Here is a 20,461-nt window from a genome sequence, read left to right as displayed (position 1 = left end):
GGCTGGGAGCATGGGACACGTCCGCATCAATCCGAGCATCCTGGCCGCAGACTTCGTCAACATGCAGAGCGAGGTGCAGCGCATCCGCACCGCCGATCTGGTGCACGTGGATGTGATGGACAACCACTTCGTCCCCAACCTGACCTTCGGCCCCCAGATGGTGGGCCGCATCCAGGACGTCAGCCCCATCCCGCTGGACGTGCACCTCATGATCGACGACCCCGACCGCTGGGCGCCCGGCTACGCGGAGCTCGGGGCGTACTCGGTGACGTTCCACGCGGAGGCGGCGCACGACCCGGTCGCCCTCGCCCGGAAGCTGCGGGCGATCGGCGCCCGCGCCGGCATCGCGGTGAAGCCCGGCACGGGCGTCGAGCGCTACCTCGACCTCCTGGAGGAGTTCGACCAGGTGCTCGTGATGACCGTCGAGCCCGGGTTCGGCGGCCAGTCGTTCATGCCCGAGACGATGCCGAAGCTGCAGGCGCTGCGCGCCGCCGTCGAGGCGCGCGGGCTCGACGTCTGGCTGCAGGTGGACGGCGGGATCACCGAGGAGACGATCGTCACGGCCGCCGCCGCGGGCGCCGACACGTTCGTCGCGGGCTCCAGCGTCTTCCGCGGCGAGCCCGCGGAGCGCATCGCCGCGCTCCGCGACGCCGCCTCCGCCCACGCCCACTGACCCGCGCCGGCCCCTCCAGCCCGTTCAGCCTCTCCCGCGCCTCCGCCCCGGCGCACATTCGTGCTGAATGCACCGAAATCGCGCCCCGCATCCCACATTCGTGACGAATGGCGCTTCCGTGACGTGCGCACATTCGTCACGAATGTCGCGTCGGCGCACCGACCCGCGCCCGGGCCGCCCGGCGCGCGGCGCCGCGGGCGGGGACGGTAGGGTAGCAGGGTGAAAACCTTCGACGACCTCTTCGCCGAGCTCACCGAGAAGGCCCGCACGCGTCCGGAGGGCTCGGGCACCGTCCGCGAGCTCGACAGCGGCGTGCACGGCATCGGGAAGAAGATCGTCGAGGAGGCCGCCGAGGTCTGGATGGCCGCCGAGTACGAGTCCGACGAGGCCCTGGCGGAAGAGGCGTCGCAGCTGCTCTACCACCTGCAGGTCCTGCTGCTCGCCAAGGGGCTGACCCCGGCCGACGTGTACCGACATCTGTGATGGCCTGACCCCATCCCGTCGTCCTCTCACGTCACGAAAGATCCCCCCATGCTGAAGATCGCCGTCCCCAACAAGGGCTCCCTCTCCGAGACCGCGGCGCAGATGCTGCACGAAGCCGGCTACGTCGGCCGCCGCGACCCCAAGGAGCTCATCGTCACCGACGCCCGCAACGGCGTCGAGTTCTTCTACCTGCGCCCGCGCGACATCGCCACCTACGTCGGTTCCGGCGCGCTCGACGTCGGCATCACCGGCCGCGACCTGCTGCTCGACTCCGGATCGTCGGCGGCGGAGATCAGCGCGCTCGACTTCGCCGCGTCCACGTTCCGTTTCGCCGGTCCGGCCGGCGTGTTCTCCGAGCTCGCCGACCTGGAGGGCAAGCGCGTCGCCACCAGCTACCCGGGACTCGTCGGCGCGTTCCTCGGCGAGCACGGCGTCTCCACCACCCTGATCAAGCTGGACGGCGCGGTGGAGTCCGCGGTCCGCCTGGGCGTCGCGGATGCGGTCGCCGACGTGGTGGAGACCGGCTCGACGCTCCGCAAGCAGGGCCTGGAGATCTTCGGCCCGGTGATCCTCGAGTCGGAGGCGGTGCTCATCTCGTCGCCCGCGCCGGCGTCGGGCGTCGACACGCTGGTCCGCCGCCTGCAGGGCGTCATGGTCGCCCGCCAGTACGTGCTGGTCGACTACAACCTCCCGGTGGCGCTGCTCGACCGGGCCGTCGCGCTCACGCCGGGCGTCGAGTCGCCGACCGTGTCGCCGCTGGGCGAGCCCGACTGGGTGGCCGTCCGCGTGATGATCAAGCGGGAGCAGACCAACCGCATCATGGACGACCTGTACGAGCTGGGCGCCCGCGCCATCCTGGTCACGTCCATCCACGCTGCGCGGATCTGATGAGCGTCTCGGTCCGGGTGATCCCCTGTCTCGACGTGGCCGCCGGCCGCGTGGTGAAGGGCGTCAACTTCCAGAACCTGCGCGACCAGGGCGACCCTGTCGAGCTGGCGCGCCGGTACTTCGAGCAGGGCGCCGACGAGCTGACCTTCCTGGATGTGACGGCCACCGTCGACGACCGCGCCACCACCTACGACGTGGTGCGCGCCACGGCCGAGCAGGTGTTCATCCCCCTGACGGTCGGCGGCGGCGTCCGCAGCCCGGAGGACGTGGCCAAGCTGCTCGGCCACGGCGCCGACAAGGTGGGCGTCAACTCGGCGGCCATCGCCCGTCCCGAGCTGATCGCCGAGATCGCCGACCGCTTCGGCGCCCAGGTGCTGGTGCTGTCGCTGGATGTGAAGCGCTCGGCGGCGACGCCGTCCGGTTTCGTCGTGACGACGCACGGCGGCCGCACCGAGACCGACCTCGACGCCCTGGAGTGGGCGGCTCGCGCGATCGAGCTGGGGGCGGGGGAGCTGCTCGTCAACTCGATCGACGCCGACGGCACCAAGGAGGGCTTCGACCTGGAGCTCATCCGCGAGATGCGTGCGATCAGCAGCGTCCCGGTGATCGCCTCGGGCGGGGCCGGCCGCGTGCAGGACTTCGTGCCCGCCATCGAAGCGGGGGCGGATGCGGTGCTCGCCGCGAGCGTGTTCCACCAGGGCGAGCTGACCATCGAACAGGTGAAGGACGAACTGGCCGCGGCCGGGATGGAGGTCCGCCGATGAATGCCACGAACGCCACGAACGGCGCGAACGCCAGCGGGACGAACGCCACGAACATCACCGACCCGGAGGCCGTGCTGGAGCGCATCCGCTTCACCGACGCCGGTCTGGTGCCCGCGATCATCCAGCAGTGGGACACCCGCGAGGTGCTCATGATGGGCTGGATGGACGCGGAGGCGTTCCGCCGCACGATGAGCGAGGGCCGCGTCACCTTCTGGTCGCGCTCCCGCAAGGAGTACTGGCGCAAGGGCGACACCTCCGGTCACGTGCAGTATGTGAAGGGCGTCGCGCTCGACTGCGACGGCGACACCCTCCTGGTGACCGTCGACCAGATCGGCGCCGCCTGCCACACCGGCACGCGGACGTGCTTCGACGCGGATGTGCTGGAGCCTGCGCTGGGCGCGAGTCCCGAGATCGAGGCGGCCGACCTGTGACCGGCGCCGCGATCGACACCGATGCCGCGACGACCACCCGGGCCGCGTTCGACGCCCTGGTCGCCGAGCACCGCGTGGTCCCGGTCGTCCGCGAGCTCTTCGCCGACGGCGAGACTCCTGTGGGCATCTACCGCAAGCTCGCCGCCGGCCGGCCGGGCACCTTCCTGCTGGAATCGGCCGAGCAGGGCGGCATCTGGTCCCGGTTCTCCTTCGTCGGCGCCGCCTCGTTCGGCGTGCTGACGCAGCAGGGGGACGACGTCCGCTGGCTCGACTACGGACTGCCCGCCGAGCGTGCGCTCGGGAGTGACGCCGTCGGGACCGATGGTGCGCTGCGGCCGCTGGACGCCCTCGCGGCGCTGCACGCGCGCTGGCAGACTCCGCGCATCCCGGGCCTGCCGCCGCTGACCGGCGGTCTCGTCGGCTTCATCGGCTGGGAGGCGATCCGGCAGATCGAGCGCCTGCCCGACGCCCCGCCGGCCGACATGGACGTCCCGGGTCAGGCGCTGGCGTTCGTCGCCGACCTCGTGGTGATCGACCACCGCACCGGCACCGTGAAGCTGATCGCCAACGCCCTCGCCGACGGTGCGGAGCAGACCGACGCCCTGTGGCGGGATGCGCAGGAGCGGCTGGACCGCATGCAGCGCGAGCTCGCGCAGCCGTCGGAGGCCTGGCTCGCGCACGTCGACCTCGCCACGCCCGCGGACCCGGTGTCGCGCACCCGGCGGGAGGACTTCCTCGCGTCGGTCGTGACCGCCAAGCAGCGGATCGTGGACGGCGACATCTTTCAGGTCGTCATCTCGCAGCGGTTCGAGCTGGAGTGCACTGCTCCGGCCCTCGACGTGTACCGGGTTCTGCGGGCGCTGAACCCGAGCCCGTACATGTACCTGCTGTCGCTGGAGAAGCCGGACGGCGAGCGGTACGAGATCGTCGGGTCGTCGCCCGAGGCGCTGGTGAAGGTGCAGGAGGGACGCGCGTTCACGCATCCCATCGCCGGCTCCCGGCCGCGCGGCGCGACCCCGGAGGAGGACCTCGACCTTGAGACGTCGCTCCTCGCCGACGACAAGGAGCGTGCGGAGCACCTCATGCTCGTCGACCTGGCCCGCAACGACCTGCTCAAGGTGTGCGAGGCCGGCACGGTCGAGGTCACCGAGTTCATGCGCATCGAGCGGTTCAGCCACATCATGCACATCGTGTCGTCCGTCGAGGGCGACCTGCGGCCGGACGCCACAGCCGTCGACGCCTTCCGGGCGACGTTCCCCGCCGGGACGCTGTCGGGTGCGCCGAAGCCCATGGCGCTGCGCATCATCGACGAGCTGGAGCCCGCCCAGCGCGGCGTCTACGGCGGCGTGATCGGTTACTTCGACTTCGCCGGCGACGCCGACCTGGCCATCGCCATCCGCACCGCCACGATCATGGGCGGCGTCGCGCGCGTCCAGGCGGGCGGGGGACTGGTCGCCGACTCGGTGCCGGAGAGCGAGTTCCAGGAGTCGCAGAACAAGGCGGCGGCGCCGCTGCGCGCGGTGGCGGTCGCCAACGCGATGCGCCCGGTGCCGCGGGACGGCGACCGGTGACCGGCCGCCGCGCCAAGTACTCGACGATGCTGCTCCTCGTCGTGGGGAGCGGTCTCGCCCTCCTCGCGGCGACGCAGCCGTGGTTCACCATCCGGCTCACCGACACGGCCGAGCACTCGAGCACCGTCGCCGTGGCAGGGTCGACCGCCGCTCCGGCGCTCACGGCCCTGGCACTGGCCGGCCTCGCGCTGACCGCCGCGCTGGCGATCGCGGGGCCGGTGTTCCGGATCGTCCTGGCGCTGCTGGGGGTCCTGCTCGGCGTCTCGGTGCTCATCTCGGCGATCACCGCGGTGTCGGATGCGGTGCGCGCGTCCGTGTCGGCGATCACGACGGCGACCGGGGTGGCGGGCGACGCGTCCATCCGCCGCTTGGTGCACTCCGTCGACACCCAGCTGTGGCCGTGGGTCGCCGTGGCCGGCGGGGTGCTCATCGTGCTCGCCTCGGCGGCCGCGGTGGTCTTCTCCCGGCTCTGGCCGGGCGCGTCGCGCAAGTACCAGACCCGGTTCGCCGGCGAGGACGGCCGCTCGGTCGAGGAGATCGCCTCCACCGGTGCCGGGGACGCCGACGAGATGGCGGATGCGGCCGGCCCAGATCGCGCCGCGCACCCCGCGGAGGCGCCCGCGCGCGGCGACGACGAGACGGACGCCGACACGCCCGACGAGCCCAGGACGCTCGACCGCGACACCGCGATCGACAGCTGGGACGAGCTCACCCGCGGCGACGACCCCACCAAGTGAGCCCCGCCGCGAACCACTAGACTGGACGCGTTCCATCCCCTCGTGCGTGCCGTCGGGCGCGCACCCGACATGCAGGAGTCCCATGAGCAGCGAGTCAGTCGAGCCCGGTCACGGTCACTCGCCGGCGGCATGGACGGCCGTGATCATCATGCTCGTCGCCTTCACCATCGGCGCCGTCGCGTTCTTCTTCGACGCGCCGATCATCGTGTGGGCGGCGGCCGGTCTCGCCATCATCGGTCTGATCGTCGGCTGGATCATGAAGCGCGCCGGCTACGGAGTGGGCGGCTCCAAGTACACCCCGAAGGGCCACTGATCCGTGCTCGCCGACCTCGTCGCCGGCGCGCTGGAAGACGCTGACCGGCGCCGCGCCGAGCGGCCGCTGGCCCAGGTGGAGGCCGAGGCGCTCGCGCGTCCCGCGGCCCTCGACGCCCTCGCGGCGCTCGCTCCGGCGGACCGCGTCAAGATCATCGCCGAGGTGAAGCGCGCGAGCCCGTCCCGCGGGTCGCTCGCCGACATCGCCGACCCGGCCGCACTGGCCGTCTCGTACGAGACCGGCGGGGCCAGCGCGATCAGCGTGCTGACCGAGGAGCGCCGCTTCCGCGGCTCCCTCGCCGATCTCGAGGCCGTCCGTGAGGCGGTCTCGATCCCGGTGCTCCGCAAGGAGTTCGTCGCCGATCCGTACCAGGTGTTCGAAGCCCGCGCCGCGGGCGCCGACCTGGTGCTGCTCATCGTCGCCGCGCTCGACCAGCAGCGGCTCGTCGAGCTGCACGGGCTGATCACCGAGCTCGGCATGACCAGCCTGGTGGAGGCGCACACGGCCGACGAGCTCAGCCGTGCGCTCGACACAGGCGCCGGTCTCGTGGGCGTCAACGCCCGCGACCTCACAACGTTCGAGCTGGATCGGGACCTGTTCGGCCTCCTGGCCGACCGCATCCCGTCCGGCGTCATCCGCGTGGCGGAGTCTGCCGTGAAGACGGCCGGCGACGTCGCGCACTACCGGGCGGCGGGCGCCGATGTGGTGCTCGTCGGCGAGGCGCTCGTCACGAGCGACCCCGTCGCGACGCTCGGAGAGTTCCTGGGAGTCTGATGTCCCTCCGCACTGAGCAGGGTCCGTACTTCGGCGACTTCGGCGGGCGGTTCGTCCCCGAGTCGCTGGTCGCAGCGCTCGACGAGCTGTCGGCGGCGTGGGAGGAGGCGAAGGCCGACCCCGCGTTCCATGCCGAGCTGGACGAGCTGCACCGCAGCTACACCGGCCGCCCGTCGATCATCACGGAGGTGCCGCGCTTCGCCGAGCACGCCGGCGGCGCGCGCATCATCCTGAAGCGCGAGGACCTCAACCACACCGGGTCGCACAAGATCAACAACGTGCTGGGCCAGGCCATCCTCACCAAGCGCATCGGCAAGACCCGCGTGATCGCGGAGACCGGCGCCGGCCAGCATGGCGTCGCCACCGCGACCGCGGCCGCGCTGTTCGGCCTCGAGTGCACCATCTACATGGGCGAGGTCGACACCGAGCGCCAGGCCCTCAACGTCGCCAGGATGCGCCTGCTCGGCGCCGAGGTGGTGGCCGTCAAGACCGGCTCGCGCACCCTGAAGGACGCGATCAACGACGCGATGCGCGACTGGGTCACCAACGTCGAGCACACCAACTACATCTTCGGCACGGTCGCAGGCCCCCACCCGTTCCCGGCGATGGTGCGCGATCTGCAGAAGATCATCGGCGAGGAGGCGCGCGAGCAGGTGCTCGCGCTGACCGGCCGGCTCCCGGACGCGGTCGCCGCGTGCGTCGGAGGCGGCTCGAACGCGATGGGCATCTTCCACGCCTTCCTGGACGACGAGGATGTGCGCCTGCTCGGCTTCGAGGCGGGCGGCGAGGGCGCGGAGACCCCGCGCCACGCGGCCACGATCACCAAGGGCCGCCCGGGCGTGCTGCACGGCGCCCGCTCGATGCTGCTGCAGGACGAGGACGGCCAGACCATCGAATCGCACTCGATCTCGGCGGGCCTCGACTACCCGGGCGTCGGTCCGGAGCATGCCTGGCTGGCCCAGATCGGCCGCGCCGAGTACCGCCCGGTCTCCGACGCCGACGCGATGGAGGCGCTCCGCCTGCTCAGCCGCACCGAGGGCATCATCCCCGCCATCGAGTCCTCGCACGCCCTGGCCGGCGCGCTGGCGCTCGGGCGCGAGCTCGGCCCGGACGGGATCGTCCTGGTGAACCTCAGCGGCCGCGGCGACAAGGACATGGAGACCGCCGGCCGCTACTTCGACCTCCTCGACGCCGGCGCGGTGCAGTCGTGAGCGCGGTCGTCGGGAGCCGTGTCGCCGACGTCATCGCCCGGCGCAACGCCGAGGCCGCCGGCGCCCTCGTGGGCTACCTGCCCGCGGGCTTCCCCGACCTGCGCACCAGCGTGGACGCGGCGGTCGCCCTGGCGGAGAACGGCGTCGACGTCATCGAGCTCGGCCTGCCCTACTCCGACCCGGTGATGGACGGCGCGGTCATCCAGGCCGCCACCCAGCAGGCGCTCGGCGCCGGCTTCCGCCTGCGCGACGGCTTTACCGCCGTGCGCGAGATCACGGCCCGGGTCGACATCCCCGTCCTCGTGATGACCTATTGGAACCCGGTGCTGCAGTACGGCGTCGACCGGTTCGCCGACGACCTCGTCGAGGCCGGGGGAGCCGGGCTGATCACGCCCGACCTCATCCCGGACGAGGGCGCCGACTGGCTCGCCGCCTCCGACCGCGCCGGGCTCGACCGCGTCTTCCTCGCGGCGCCCAGCTCGACCGACACGCGGCTCAAGCAGGCCGTCGACGCGAGCCGCGGCTTCGTCTACGCCGTCTCGACCATGGGCATCACGGGCGCCCGGACGGATGTGGATGCGGCGGCGCGCACGCTCGTCGGCCGCCTCCGCGACGCGGGCGCGACCAGCGCGTGCGTCGGGCTCGGCATCTCGTCCGCGGCGCAGGTCGCCGAGGTGCTCGAGTACGCCGACGGCGCGATCGTCGGATCGGCGCTGGTCAAGGCGCTCGGCGACGGCGGCGTCGCCGAGGCCGGCCGCGTGGCCGCGGCCCTGGCCGGTGGCACGAGCCGCTCCTGACCGCGTTCTAGACTGAACGGGCGACGCGCGACGTTCCGCGTCGCATCCCCATGATCGAAAGGTAGTCATCCGGTGGCCCTGACCATGAGCAGCTGGTTCGCCAGCATCCCCAGCCCCGGGCCGGAGTGGCAGCAGATCCCGATCGACATCTTCGGGCTGCACTGGCGCATCCAGACGTACGCCATCATGATCCTGATCGGCATCGTCATCGCGGCGATGTGGACCTCCCGCCGCCTCACCAAGCGCGGCGCCGAGCCGGGTGTCATCCTCGACATCCTGATCCCGGTGGTCGTGCTCGGCATCGTCGGAGCCCGCCTCTACCACGTGGTCACGCACCCCGGCGACTACTTCTACCCGGGCGCCGACCTCTGGAAGGTCTTCGCGATCTGGGAGGGCGGCAACGCCATCTTCGGCTCGCTGCTCGGCGGCGCCGTCGGCGCCTGGATCGGCTGCCGCTGGACGGGCATCCGCTTCTGGACCTTCGCCGACGCCCTCGCCCCGGCGCTGCTGCTCGCGCAGGCGATCGGACGCCTCGGCAACTGGTTCAACCAGGAGCTGTTCGGCCTCCCGACCGACCTGCCGTGGGGGCTGCAGATCGACTCCGGCAACAAGGCCATCCCGGTCGGGCTGCCCGACGGCACGCTGTTCCAGCCGCTCTTCCTGTACGAGATCATCTGGAACGTCATCGGCGTCGTGCTGCTCGTCCTGATCGAGCGGAAGTGGCACCTGCAGTGGGGCAAGCTGTTCGCTCTGTACCTGGTCTGGTACGGCGTCGGCCGGTCCTACCTCGAGTCGATCCGCATCGACCCGAGCGAGTTCTCGCTCCTCGGCATCCCGACCAACGTCTGGGCCGCCTTCGTCGCGGTCGTGCTGGGCCTCGTGATCTTCTACGTGCAGTCCGGCCGTCACCCCGGAATCGAGCCCAGCCCGTACCGGCCGGGTCGTGAATGGGTGCGGCCGGATGCTGAGGTAGACTCTGACGACACGGACCTGGACGAGAAGGACACCACCGACGACGACGGTGTGCCTGCCGGGTCCGCTTCGGCCAAGGCCACAAGCCCCACGAACGGATGAAACCCGACGGCTCGAAGTAACCACCGTCGAGGCGATCCCACGCACCTGACCGCACCGGACGGGGCCACACACGGCCCCCGGCGAGCGGCGGAATCCACAGCCCGGGCCGATGGCGTCCCCGCACCCAACATCCCCACATCCACGACACTGTGAGGACGGTCGACAGATGGCGCTCACGCCTCCCCATTCCCGCTTCGGGACCGTGCCAGGCCCGCAGGGCCTGTACGACCCTGCCCACGAGAAGGACGCCTGCGGTCTCGCCATGGTCGCGACCCTCCGCGGCACGGCCGGGCACGACATCATCGACGCCGCGCTCGAGGCGCTGCGTCACCTGGAGCACCGCGGCGCGGTCGGCTCCGACGCCGGCACCGGTGACGGCGCGGGCATCATCACCCAGGTCCCGGACGCGTTCCTGCGCGCCGTCGCCGGGTTCGAGCTGCCGGCCGCCGGTCGCTACGCCGTCGGCAACGCGTTCCTCCCGAACGACGACGCCGAGCGCGCCGAGGTCAAGGCGGCCATCGAGGCGATCGCCGGCGAGCACGAGCTGACGGTGCTGGGCTGGCGCGAGGTGCCGGTCCGTCCCGAGGAGCTCGGCACGCTCGCGCGGCAGGCCATGCCCGCCATCGAGCAGCTGTTCGTCGCCTCCACGCGGGTGGGGGACGACGGCGAGCCGGTCTCCGGCATCGCGATCGATCGGCAGACCTTCTTTCTGCGCAAGCGCGCCGAGCGCGAGCTCGACCTGTACTTCTCGTCGCTGTCGAGCCGCACGCTCGTCTACAAGGGCATGGTGACGACGCTCCAGCTGGAGCCGTTCTATCCCGACCTGTCGGACGAGCGCTTCGCCTCCAAGCTCGCGCTGGTGCACTCCCGCTACTCCACGAACACGTTCCCGTCGTGGCCGCTGGCGCAGCCGTTCCGGATGATCGCCCACAACGGCGAGATCAACACCGTGCAGGGCAACCGCAACTGGATGCGCGCGCGCCAGTCGCAGCTGGAGAGCGAGCTTCTCGGCGACCTGCGCCCGATCTTCCCGATCGTCACGCCGGGCGCGAGCGACTCGGCTTCGTTCGACGAGGTCGTGGAGCTCATCTCGCTGAGCGGCCGCCCGCTGCCGCACGCCGTCATGATGATGGTGCCGGAGGCGTGGGAGAACCAGACCGAGATCGACCCGGTCCGCCGCGCGTTCTACGAGTACCACTCGATGCTCATGGAGCCGTGGGACGGCCCCGCCGCGATCGTCTTCACCGACGGCTCCCTCGTCGGCGCGACCCTCGACCGCAACGGGCTGCGTCCCGGCCGGTACGTCGTGACGAACGACGGGCTCGTCGTGCTCGCCTCCGAGATCGGCGTGCTCGACATCGACCCGAGCCGCGTGGTCCGCAAGGGCCGCCTCCGCCCCGGTCGCATGTTCCTCGTCGACACGGTCGCCGGCCGGCTGATCGAGGACGAGGAGATCAAGTCCGAGCTCGCCGCCGGCGCGCCCTACGGGGAGTGGCTCGACGAGGGCAGGATCAACCTCAAGGACCTCCCGGAGCGCGAGCACATCGTCCACACCCCGGCGTCGATCGTGCGCCGCCAGCGGACGTTCGGCTACACCGAGGAGGAGGTCCGCATCCTCCTGAAGCCGATGGCGACCACCGGCGCGGAGCCGCTCGGCGCGATGGGCTCGGACACGCCGGTCGCGGTGCTCTCCGAGCGCCCGCGCCTGCTCTTCGACTACTTCACGCAGCAGTTCGCCCAGGTGACGAACCCCCCGCTCGACTCGATCCGCGAAGAGGTCGTCACCTCGCTCAAGCTGGGCCTCGGCCCCGAGCGGAACCTGCTGACCGCCGGTCCCGAGCACGCCAAGCAGGTCGTGCTCGACTTCCCGGTGATCGACAACGACGAGCTGGCGAAGATCCAGCACATCGACCCGCGCCCGGGCAGCCGCCTGACCACGACCGTCCGCGGCCTGTACCGGTCGGACGCCGGACCGGACGCGCTCGAGCGCCGGCTGGCCGAGATGTGCGACGAGGTCGACGAGGCGATCGCGGCCGGCGCGCAGTTCATCGTGCTGAGCGACCGCGACTCCACGAAAGACCTGGCGCCCATCCCGTCGCTGCTCATGCTCGCCGCGGTGCACCACCACCTGATCCGCTCCGAGACCCGCATGAAGGCCGGTCTCATCGTGGAGGCGGGTGACGTGCGCGAGGTGCACCACGTCGCGCTGCTGATCGGCTACGGCGCCTCGGCGATCAACCCGTACCTCGCGATGGAGACCTGCGAGGAGCTCGTCCGCAGCGGCATGATCACCGGCGTCACGCCCGAGAAGGCCGTCAAGAACGTGATCAAGGCGCTCGGCAAGGGCGTGCTCAAGATCATGTCCAAGATGGGCATCTCGACCGTCTCGTCGTACGCCGGCGCCCAGGCGTTCGAGGCCGTCGGCCTCAGCCAGGAGTTCGTCGACCAGTACTTCACCGGCACCACCAGCAAGCTCGGCGGCGTCGGGATCGACGTGATCGCGGCCGAGAACCTGGCACGCCACGAGAGCGCCTACCCGGCGGAGGGCGCCGCGCTGGCGCACGAGCGCCTGGCGACCGGCGGCGAGTACCAGTGGCGCCGCGACGGCTCGCCGCACCTGTTCAACCCGGAGACGGTGTTCCGCCTGCAGCACGCGACGCGTACCCGGCGCTACGACGTCTTCCGCGAGTACACCCGGCTGGTCGACGACCAGGCCGAGTCGCTGATGACCCTGCGCGGGATGTTCTCGCTCAAGACGGGCGAGCGGCCCCCGGTCCCGATCGACGAGGTCGAGTCGGTGGAGTCCATCGTCAAGCGGTTCTCCACGGGCGCCATGAGCTACGGCTCGATCTCGCAGGAGGCGCACGAGACGCTCGCGATCGCCATGAACCGGCTCGGCGCCAAGTCGAACACCGGTGAGGGCGGCGAGGACCTCGACCGCCTGCTCGACCCGGAGCGCCGCAGCGCGATCAAGCAGGTCGCGTCCGGCCGGTTCGGCGTGACGTCGATGTACCTGACGCACGCCGACGACATCCAGATCAAGCTCGCCCAGGGTGCGAAGCCGGGGGAGGGCGGCCAGCTGCCGCCCACCAAGGTGTACCCGTGGGTCGCCCGCACCCGTCACGCGACCGCGGGCGTCGGTCTGATCTCGCCGCCCCCGCACCACGACATCTACTCGATCGAAGACCTCAAGCAGCTCATCTTCGACCTGAAGCGCGCCAACCCGGGCGCCCGCATCCACGTCAAGCTCGTCTCCGAGTCGGGCATCGGCGCGGTCGCGGCGGGCACCGCCAAGGCGCTGGCCGACGTCATCCTGGTCTCCGGGCACGACGGCGGCACGGGAGCCTCTCCGGTGAACTCGCTGAAGCACGCGGGCACGCCGTGGGAGCTGGGCCTCGCCGAGACCCAGCAGACGCTGATGCTGAACGGGATGCGCGAGCGCGTCGTCGTGCAGGTCGACGGCCAGCTGAAGACCGGCCGCGACGTCATCGTCGGTGCGCTGCTCGGCGCGGAGGAGTTCGGCTTCGCGACCGCGCCGCTCGTCGTCTCGGGCTGCATCATGATGCGCGTCTGCCACCTCGACACCTGCCCGGTCGGCGTCGCCACGCAGAACCCGGAGCTCCGTGCCCGGTTCTCGGGCAAGCCGGAGTTCGTGGTCAACTTCTTCGAGTTCATCGCGGAGGAGGTGCGCGAGTACCTCGCCGCCCTCGGCTTCCGCTCGCTCGACGAGGCGATCGGCCACGCCGAGCTTCTCGACGTGGACCGCGCGATCGACCACTGGAAGGCGTCCGGCCTCGACCTGTCGCCCATCCTGCACGGCCCGGCGTTCGGTCCGGAGGCGCCGCGGCGCAACGGCCGCACGCAGGACCACGAGCTGGAGCGGCACTTCGACGTGCAGCTGATCGAGGCGGCACACGACGTGCTGGAGCACGGCGGCCACCTGGAGCTGTCCCTCCCGATCCGCAACACCGAGCGCGCCGTCGGCACGATGCTCGGCCATGAGGTGACCCTGCGCCACGGCGAGAACGGGCTGCCGACGGGATCGATCGACATCACGCTGACCGGCTCGGCCGGCCAGTCGCTCGGTGCGTTCCTCCCGGCGGGCATCACGCTGCGGCTGGAGGGCGACTCCAACGACTACGTCGGCAAGGGCCTGTCCGGCGGCCGCATCGTCGTCCGCCCGCCGCGGGACAGCGTGTTCCCGGCCGAGCGCAACGTCATCGCGGGCAACGTGATCGGCTACGGCGCGACGCAGGGCAGCATGTTCATCCGCGGCATCGTGGGGGAGCGGTTCCTGGTCCGCAACTCGGGCGCGACCGCGGTCGTCGAGGGCGTGGGCGACCACGCGCTCGAGTACATGACCGGCGGCCTCGCCGTGATCCTCGGCGGGACGGGTCGCAACCTGGGCGCCGGGATGTCCGGCGGCACGGCGTACGTCTACGACCTGAAGCCCGAGCGCGTGAACCGCGACGCGCTCGCGAGCGGCGAGCTGGAGCTCCTGCCGCTCGGCAGCGCCGACATCGAGATCGTGCGCGACCTGCTCGAGCAGCACGTCGCGGAGACCGGCTCGGCGCTGGCGACGGGGATGCTCGAGGACTTCGACGCGACCGTCGCGAAGTTCGTCAAGGTGCTGCCGCGCGACTACGCGGCCGTGCTGCAGATGCGTCAAGAAGCCGTCGACGAGGGACTCGACCCCGACGGCGACATCGTGTGGAACAGGATTCTGGAGGTGACCGGTGGCTGACCCGAAGGGCTTTCTGAAGGTGACCGAGCGCGAGCTGCCGAAGCGCCGCCCGGTCTCGGTCCGGCTGATGGACTGGAAAGAGGTCTACGAGGCCCAGGACCCGGCGCAGCTGCGCCGGCAGGCGGGCCGCTGCATGGACTGCGGCGTCCCGTTCTGCCACTCGGGCTGCCCGCTGGGCAACCTCATCCCCGAGTGGAACGACCTCATGTGGCGCGGGGAGGGCCGTCAGGCCATCGACCGCCTGCACGCGACCAACAACTTCCCGGAGTTCACGGGCCGCCTGTGCCCGGCGCCGTGCGAGTCGTCGTGCGTGCTCGGCATCAATCAGCCGGCCGTCACGATCAAGCAGGTCGAGGTCTCGATCATCGACCAGGCGTGGCAGAACGGCTGGGTGCAGCCGCACCCGCCGGAGCGCCTGACCGGCAAGACCGTCGCCGTCGTCGGCTCGGGCCCCGCCGGCCTCGCCGCCGCCCAGCAGCTGACCCGTGCCGGCCACACGGTGGCCGTGTACGAGCGCGACGACCGCATCGGCGGCCTGCTGCGCTACGGCATCCCGGACTTCAAGATGGAGAAGAAGCACCTGGAGGCGCGGCTCAACCAGATGATGGCCGAGGGCACCCGCTTCCGTGCGGGCGTCGACATCGGCACCGACATCAGCTGGGACGACCTGCGCGCCCGGTACGACGCGGTCGTCGTCGCGACCGGCGCCATGGTGCCGCGCGACCTGCCGATCCCGGGGCGCGAGCTCTCGGGCGTCCACTTCGCCATGGAGTACCTGGTGCAGCAGAACAAGGTGGGCGCCGGCGACCAGATCGCCGACCAGATCACCGCCGACGGCAAGCACGTCGTCGTCCTCGGCGGCGGCGACACCGGCGCCGACTGCATCGGCACCGCGCACCGCCAGGGCGCCGCGAGCGTCACCAACCTGGCCATCGGCAAGCAGCCGCCGGCGGAGCGCCCCGAGCACCAGCCGTGGCCCACCACGCCGACGCTGTTCGAGGTCCAGTCGGCGCACGAGGAGGGCGGCAAGCGCGAGTACCTCGCGTCGACCGTCGAGTTCGTGGCGAACGAGTTCGGCGAGGTCCGCGCGCTGCGCGTGGCCGAGACCGAGTACCTCGACGGACGCCGCGTGCCGAAGGCCGGCACCGAGCGCGAGATCCCCGCCGACCTGGTGCTGCTGGCCCTCGGGTTCACCGGCCCGGAGCAGCAGGACCTCTCCTCGCAGCTGGGCCTGCCGTTCGACCAGCGCGGCAACGTCGCGCGCGACGGCCAGTACCAGACGGAGCAGGAGGGCGTCTTCGTGGCCGGTGACGCCGGGCGCGGTCAGTCCCTCATCGTGTGGGCAATCGCAGAGGGCCGGGCAGCGGCGGCCGCCGTGGACCGGTATCTTGAAGGGGAGACGCAGTTGCCGTCTCCGATCCGTCCCACCGACCGCGGCATCCTCGTCTGAGCGAGGCGATGCCCGCACGACCGGGCGCCACCACGAAATCACGCGCCGTCGGCGCAGAATCACGGAGCGAACAGAAAAGCATGAGAAGGGCCAAAATCGTCGCGACCCTCGGGCCGGCGACCTCCAGCTACGACAACATCCGCGCGATCATCGACGCGGGTGTGGACGTGGCCCGCATGAACCTGAGCCACGGCAGCTACGAAGTGCACGAGGCGGTCTACGCGAACGTGCGCAAGGCCGCCGATGACGCGGGCAAGCCGGTCGCTGTCCTCGTCGACCTCCAGGGCCCGAAGATCCGACTCGGCAAGTTCGAGGCCGGCCCTTACGAGCTCGCCGAGGGCGACATCTTCAAGATCACCACCGAGGACATCATCGGCACGAAGGAGATCTCCTCGACCACCTTCAAGGGCCTGCCCGACGACGTGAAGCCGGGCGACTACCTGCTGATCGACGACGGCAAGGTCCGCGTCCGCGTGGTGGAGGTCGACGGCCCGGTGGTCACCACCGAGGTGATCGTGGCCGGTCCCGTCTCGAACAACAAGGGCATCAACCTCCCGGGCGTCGCCGTGAACGTCCCGGCGCTGTCCGAGAAGGACGAGGCCGACCTGCGCTGGGGCCTCAAGCTCGGCGCCGACCTGATCGCCCTGTCGTTCGTGCGGAACGCCAAGGACATCGAGCGCGTGCACGAGATCATGGCGGAGGAGGGGCGCAAGATCCCCGTCGTCGCCAAGGTCGAGAAGCCGCAGGCGGTGGATGCGCTGGAGGAGATCATCGAGGCGTTCGACGCCATCATGGTCGCCCGTGGCGACCTCGGTGTGGAGCTCCCGCTCGAGGCGGTCCCGATCGTGCAGAAGCGCGCGGTCGAGCTGGCCCGCCGCGCCGCCAAGCCCGTCATCGTCGCGACGCAGATGCTCGAGTCCATGATCTCGAGCCCCGTGCCGACCCGTGCCGAGACCTCGGACGTCGCGAACGCGGTGCTCGACGGTGCGGACGCGGTCATGCTCTCCGGCGAGACCAGCGTCGGCGAGTACCCGACGGTCACCGTTCAGACCATGGCGCGCATCGTCACGTCCACCGAGGAGCACGGTCTGGAGCGCATCCAGCCGCTCGGCACCCGGCCGCGCACCCAGTCGGGCGCGATCACGCTGGCCGCTGTCGAGGTCGCGGACTTCGTCGAGGCCAAGTTCCTCTGCGTGTTCACCGAGTCGGGGGAGTCGGCCCGCCGCATGGCCCGCCTGCGCAACAAGATCCCGATCCTGGCTTTCACGCCCGAGGAGTCGGTCCGCCGCCGCATGTCGCTGTTCTGGGGCGTCGAGTCCTTCGTCGTCGGCCGCGTCACCCACACCGACCAGATGGTCGCGCAGGTGGACGAGGCGCTCAAGTCGACCGGCCGTGCCGTCGACGGCGACAAGGTGATCATCATCTCCGGCTCCCCTCCCGGGATCCCCGGAACCACCAACGACATCCGCGTGCACAAGGTCGGCGACGTCCTCTAGCACCGGTCCAAGAGGCCCCGCTCCGTGCGGGGCCTCTTGCATGTCGTCCCCAGGTATGACGCGGCGTCCGACCAGGGGATGAACTCCCGTTCTCCCATGGAACCCGGAGGGTCGGCGGGGGTGCTTCGCGCGTATCCTCGGGCTATGGAACACCGTTGGATGCGCTGGGCGCCCGCCGTCGTCGTCCCCGTGGCGATCGCCGCGGCCGTGATCGTCGCGCCCCTCGCGGCGGGGGCGAGCGACCTCCCCGTGAAGTCGCCGGCGGACGTGCTCCGCCTCGTCGCCGCGAGCGACACCCGCTCCTTCTCCGGCACCGTCGAGCAGAGCTCCGAGCTGGGGCTGCCGAGCCGGCCGTCCACCTCGTCGTCCTCCACGTCCGACGACGCGAGCGCCGCGAACCTCCTCGAACTTGCCCTGGCGGACCACACCGCGAAGGTGTGGGTCGACGGGCCGACGCGTGTGCACGTCCAGGTGCTCGACAAGCTGGCCGAGCGGGACGCGATCCGCAACGGCTCCGACGTGTGGCTGTACCAGTCGGCCAAGAAGCAGGTCGCGCACGCGACGCTGCCCTCCCGCACCGCAGAGCCCGCCACCCCGGACGCCACAACGCTGACGCCCTCGGCCATGGCGCAGCGCTTCCTGGATGCGGTCGACCCCTCGACCTCGGTGACGCTCGGTGACCCGGTGCGGGTCGCCGACCGCGACGCCTACGACCTGGTGCTGACGCCGAAGACGGACGCGACCCTCGTCGGCTCGGTGTCGATCGCCGTCGACGGCAAGACCGGCATCCCGCTCAAGGTATCGGTGCTCGCCCGCGGGGCGACCACTCCGGCGTTCGAGGCCGGGTTCACGGCGTTCAGCACCGACAAGCCCGACGCCTCCCTGTTCTCCTTCACGCCACCGAAGGGCGCGACCGTCTCGGAGCACAAGCTCCCGACGCGCGACGGAGCCGCACATCCCTCGGCCGGGCACCCGAAGCCGACGGTGACGGGCAGTGGATGGTCGACGATCGTCGCCCTCCCGGCCGGCTCCGCGCCCGCCTCGCTGACGGACGACCCGCCGGTCGCCCAGCTGACCCAGCCGGTCGACGGAGGGCGTGCCCTCAGCTCGTCGCTGGTCTCGGTGCTGGTGACCCCGGACGGGCGCGTGCTCGCCGGCGCGGTCCCCGTGTCCGCCCTGCAGGCGGCGGCCGCCGCACCCGCGCGGTGACCGACGCGGCGATCGCGACCAGCGGCCTCACCAAGCGCTTCCGGTCGCGGGCGGTCGTCGACGGCCTCGACCTGAACGTGCCGCGTGGGTCCGTGTTCGGCTTCCTCGGCCCGAACGGCTCGGGCAAGACCACGACCATCCGGATGCTGCTGGGCCTGATCGCGCCGTCGGCAGGCGACATCCAGGTGCTCGGTGAGCGGATGCCCGACCGCGGCTCCCGCATCCTGCCCCGGGTGGGCGCACTGGTCGAGGGCCCGGCATTCGCGCCGTACCTCTCCGGCACCGCCAACCTGGTCCGCCGCGACACCGCCGACCGCTACGCCCCGCGCGCGACGCGCACCGCCCGGGTGACGGCCGCGCTCGACCGCGTCGGGCTCGCGCACGCGGCCGGCAAGCACGTCCGGGCGTACTCGCTCGGCATGAAGCAGCGGCTCGGCATCGCCGGCGCGCTGCTGACCGACCGCGACCTCCTGGTGCTCGACGAGCCGACCAACGGCCTCGACCCGCAGGGGACGCGCGAAGTGCGATCCCTGGTCCGCTCGCTGGCCGACGAGGGGACGACGGTGTTCGTCTCCAGCCACCTGCTCGCCGAGATCGAGCAGGTGTGCACGCATGCCGCCATCATGCGCGCCGGGCGGCTGGTCGCGCAGGGCTCGCTCGACGAGCTGCGGCGCGGCTCGGGCCCGCGGGTGGCCGTCGAGACGCCGGACACCTCCCTGGCGATCGGTGTGCTGAACCGTCTCGGACTGGACGCGGTGGCGACCGGCTCGGGCGTGGAGGCGTCGCTGTCCCATCCCGGGCCGGCGGCTGAGGACCTGTCGGCGGCGCTCGTCCGTGACGGCGTGCGGCTCCGCGGGTTCGCCGTGCGGTCGTCCAGCCTGGAGGAGCGGTTCGTCGAGCTCACGGGGGAGGGATTCGATGTCGAGCAGTGACGCGGTCGGAGGGTCCGGCGCGGCCGTGGCGGCGCCGTCCGCGGCTGTCGAGGCGCGGGTGGATGCGTCCCGCCGGGAGCGCCCGTCCGCGGGCTGGGCGCTGCTCGGCTCGGAGCTGTCGGTGATGTTCCGCCGCTGGCGCACCTACGCGATGCTCGCGGCCCTGGCGGCCGTGCCCATCCTGATCGCCGTCGCCGTGCGGCTCACGGGCGGCAGCTCGCGCGGGCCCGCGTTCCTGAACGAGATCAGCAGCAACGGGCTCTTCGTCGCCTTCACAGCGCTGGTCGTCTGCGTCCCGCTGTTCCTGCCGCTGACGATCGGCGTGGTCGCGGGCGACACGATCGCGGGGGAGGCGAGCCACGGCACCCTGCGCTATCTCGTGATCGCGCCGGCCGGACGGCTCCGGCTGCTCGCGGTCAAGTACGCGGGCAGTGCAGTGTTCTGCATCGCCGCGGCCCTGGTGGTCGGGGTGGCGGGGGCGCTGATCGGGACGCTGCTGTTCCCGATCGGCCCGGTGACCCTGCTGTCGGGGGTGCAGGTCAGTCTGGGGGATGCGTACCTCCGACTGGCGCTGATCGCGCTGTACATCGTGGTGTCGCTGCTGGGGCTGTGCGCGATCGGGCTGTTCCTGTCCACGCTGACCGACGTCCCGGTCGGGGCCATGGCCGCCACCGCCGTCCTCGCGGTGATGTCGCAGGTGCTCGACCAGCTGCCGCAGCTCGACGCGCTGCACCCGTGGCTGTTCAGCCACTACTGGCTCGGCTTCGGCGACTTCCTGCGCCAGCCACTCGCCTGGGACTCGTTCACGTCGAACGCCGTCCTCCAGCTCGGCTACATCGCCGTCTTCGGCGCCCTCGCCGTCGGCCGCTTCACCACCAAAGACATCCTCAGCTGACCCTCGGCGTCCCCCCCTC

18 protein-coding genes are annotated in these 20,461 nt (G+C 71.5%); all 18 read left to right on the top strand.

From position 1 onward, the window contains the following. The first annotated feature begins 10 nt into the window (after nt 1-10). Nucleotides 11-673: a ribulose-phosphate 3-epimerase gene (gene rpe / locus J2W45_RS05155; RefSeq protein ID WP_310129566.1), complete on the top strand. Its 663-nt coding sequence runs from the start codon at nt 11-13 to the stop codon at nt 671-673. Nucleotides 674-892: 219 nt separating this feature from the next. Next, the gene (locus J2W45_RS05150; RefSeq protein ID WP_310129564.1) at nt 893-1,156 is read left to right on the top strand and encodes a phosphoribosyl-ATP diphosphatase; all 264 of its coding nucleotides are present in this window, start codon (nt 893-895) and stop codon (nt 1,154-1,156) included. A gap of 48 nt (nt 1,157-1,204) precedes the next feature. After that, on the top strand, nt 1,205-2,044 hold the full coding sequence (gene hisG, locus J2W45_RS05145; protein WP_310129562.1) for an ATP phosphoribosyltransferase: 840 nt from the start codon (nt 1,205-1,207) through the stop codon (nt 2,042-2,044). Next, entirely contained in the window at nt 2,044-2,808 is a 765-nt protein-coding gene (gene hisF, locus J2W45_RS05140; protein WP_310129561.1) for an imidazole glycerol phosphate synthase subunit HisF, read from the top strand. Before hisG ends, hisF begins: the two co-directional genes overlap by 1 nt. After that, nucleotides 2,805-3,239, top strand: a complete 435-nt coding sequence (gene hisI / locus J2W45_RS05135; protein ID WP_310129559.1) for a phosphoribosyl-AMP cyclohydrolase — start codon at nt 2,805-2,807, stop codon at nt 3,237-3,239. The genes hisF and hisI overlap by 4 nt, the downstream gene beginning before the upstream one ends. Further along, on the top strand, nt 3,236-4,810 hold the full coding sequence (locus tag J2W45_RS05130) for an anthranilate synthase component I (protein ID WP_310129557.1): 1,575 nt from the start codon (nt 3,236-3,238) through the stop codon (nt 4,808-4,810). The genes hisI and J2W45_RS05130 overlap by 4 nt, the downstream gene beginning before the upstream one ends. Further along, nucleotides 4,807-5,547 (top strand): Trp biosynthesis-associated membrane protein, encoded by a 741-nt coding sequence (locus J2W45_RS05125; protein ID WP_310129556.1) that lies wholly within the window; start codon nt 4,807-4,809, stop codon nt 5,545-5,547. Before J2W45_RS05130 ends, J2W45_RS05125 begins: the two co-directional genes overlap by 4 nt. An 82-nt stretch (nt 5,548-5,629) precedes the next feature. Next, nucleotides 5,630-5,860, top strand: a complete 231-nt coding sequence (locus J2W45_RS05120; RefSeq protein ID WP_310129554.1) for a DUF6704 family protein — start codon at nt 5,630-5,632, stop codon at nt 5,858-5,860. A gap of 3 nt (nt 5,861-5,863) precedes the next feature. Further along, nucleotides 5,864-6,634, top strand: a complete 771-nt coding sequence (trpC, locus tag J2W45_RS05115; protein ID WP_310129552.1) for an indole-3-glycerol phosphate synthase TrpC — start codon at nt 5,864-5,866, stop codon at nt 6,632-6,634. Further along, nucleotides 6,634-7,845 carry a tryptophan synthase subunit beta gene (gene trpB, locus J2W45_RS05110; RefSeq protein ID WP_310129551.1) on the top strand — a complete coding sequence of 404 codons (1,212 nt, stop codon included), beginning with the start codon at nt 6,634-6,636 and terminating at the stop codon, nt 7,843-7,845. Before trpC ends, trpB begins: the two co-directional genes overlap by 1 nt. Then, a complete protein-coding gene (gene trpA / locus J2W45_RS05105) occupies nt 7,842-8,642 on the top strand; it encodes a tryptophan synthase subunit alpha (RefSeq protein ID WP_310129550.1) in 801 nt (266 codons plus the stop codon). The genes trpB and trpA overlap by 4 nt, the downstream gene beginning before the upstream one ends. Nucleotides 8,643-8,726: 84 nt before the next feature. Then, entirely contained in the window at nt 8,727-9,716 is a 990-nt protein-coding gene (gene lgt, locus J2W45_RS05100; RefSeq protein ID WP_310129549.1) for a prolipoprotein diacylglyceryl transferase, read from the top strand. Nucleotides 9,717-9,882: 166 nt separating this feature from the next. Continuing rightward, complete coding sequence (gene gltB / locus J2W45_RS05095; RefSeq protein WP_310129548.1) at nt 9,883-14,460, top strand: glutamate synthase large subunit; 4,578 nt, start codon at nt 9,883-9,885, stop codon at nt 14,458-14,460. Further along, nucleotides 14,453-15,910, top strand: a complete 1,458-nt coding sequence (locus J2W45_RS05090; RefSeq protein ID WP_310129547.1) for a glutamate synthase subunit beta — start codon at nt 14,453-14,455, stop codon at nt 15,908-15,910. Before gltB ends, J2W45_RS05090 begins: the two co-directional genes overlap by 8 nt. Nucleotides 15,911-15,990: 80 nt before the next feature. After that, nucleotides 15,991-17,406 carry a pyruvate kinase gene (gene pyk, locus J2W45_RS05085; protein ID WP_310129545.1) on the top strand — a complete coding sequence of 472 codons (1,416 nt, stop codon included), beginning with the start codon at nt 15,991-15,993 and terminating at the stop codon, nt 17,404-17,406. A 144-nt stretch (nt 17,407-17,550) separates the two neighbouring features. Beyond that, nucleotides 17,551-18,615, top strand: coding sequence for a LolA family protein (locus J2W45_RS05080; protein ID WP_310129544.1), 1,065 nt, complete (start codon nt 17,551-17,553; stop codon nt 18,613-18,615). Continuing rightward, on the top strand, nt 18,612-19,547 hold the full coding sequence (locus J2W45_RS05075) for an ABC transporter ATP-binding protein (RefSeq protein WP_310129542.1): 936 nt from the start codon (nt 18,612-18,614) through the stop codon (nt 19,545-19,547). The genes J2W45_RS05080 and J2W45_RS05075 overlap by 4 nt, the downstream gene beginning before the upstream one ends. Continuing rightward, nucleotides 19,534-20,442 (top strand): ABC transporter permease, encoded by a 909-nt coding sequence (locus J2W45_RS05070; RefSeq protein WP_310129539.1) that lies wholly within the window; start codon nt 19,534-19,536, stop codon nt 20,440-20,442. The genes J2W45_RS05075 and J2W45_RS05070 overlap by 14 nt, the downstream gene beginning before the upstream one ends. Nucleotides 20,443-20,461: the final 19 nt, after the last annotated feature.

The sequence above is a fragment of the Leifsonia shinshuensis genome (genome assembly GCF_031456835.1).
Taxonomy (GTDB): Bacteria; Actinomycetota; Actinomycetes; order Actinomycetales; family Microbacteriaceae; genus Leifsonia; species Leifsonia shinshuensis_C.
The sequence above is the reverse complement of the archived record's forward strand: the minus strand, read 5'-3'. Positions and strand labels throughout refer to the sequence as shown.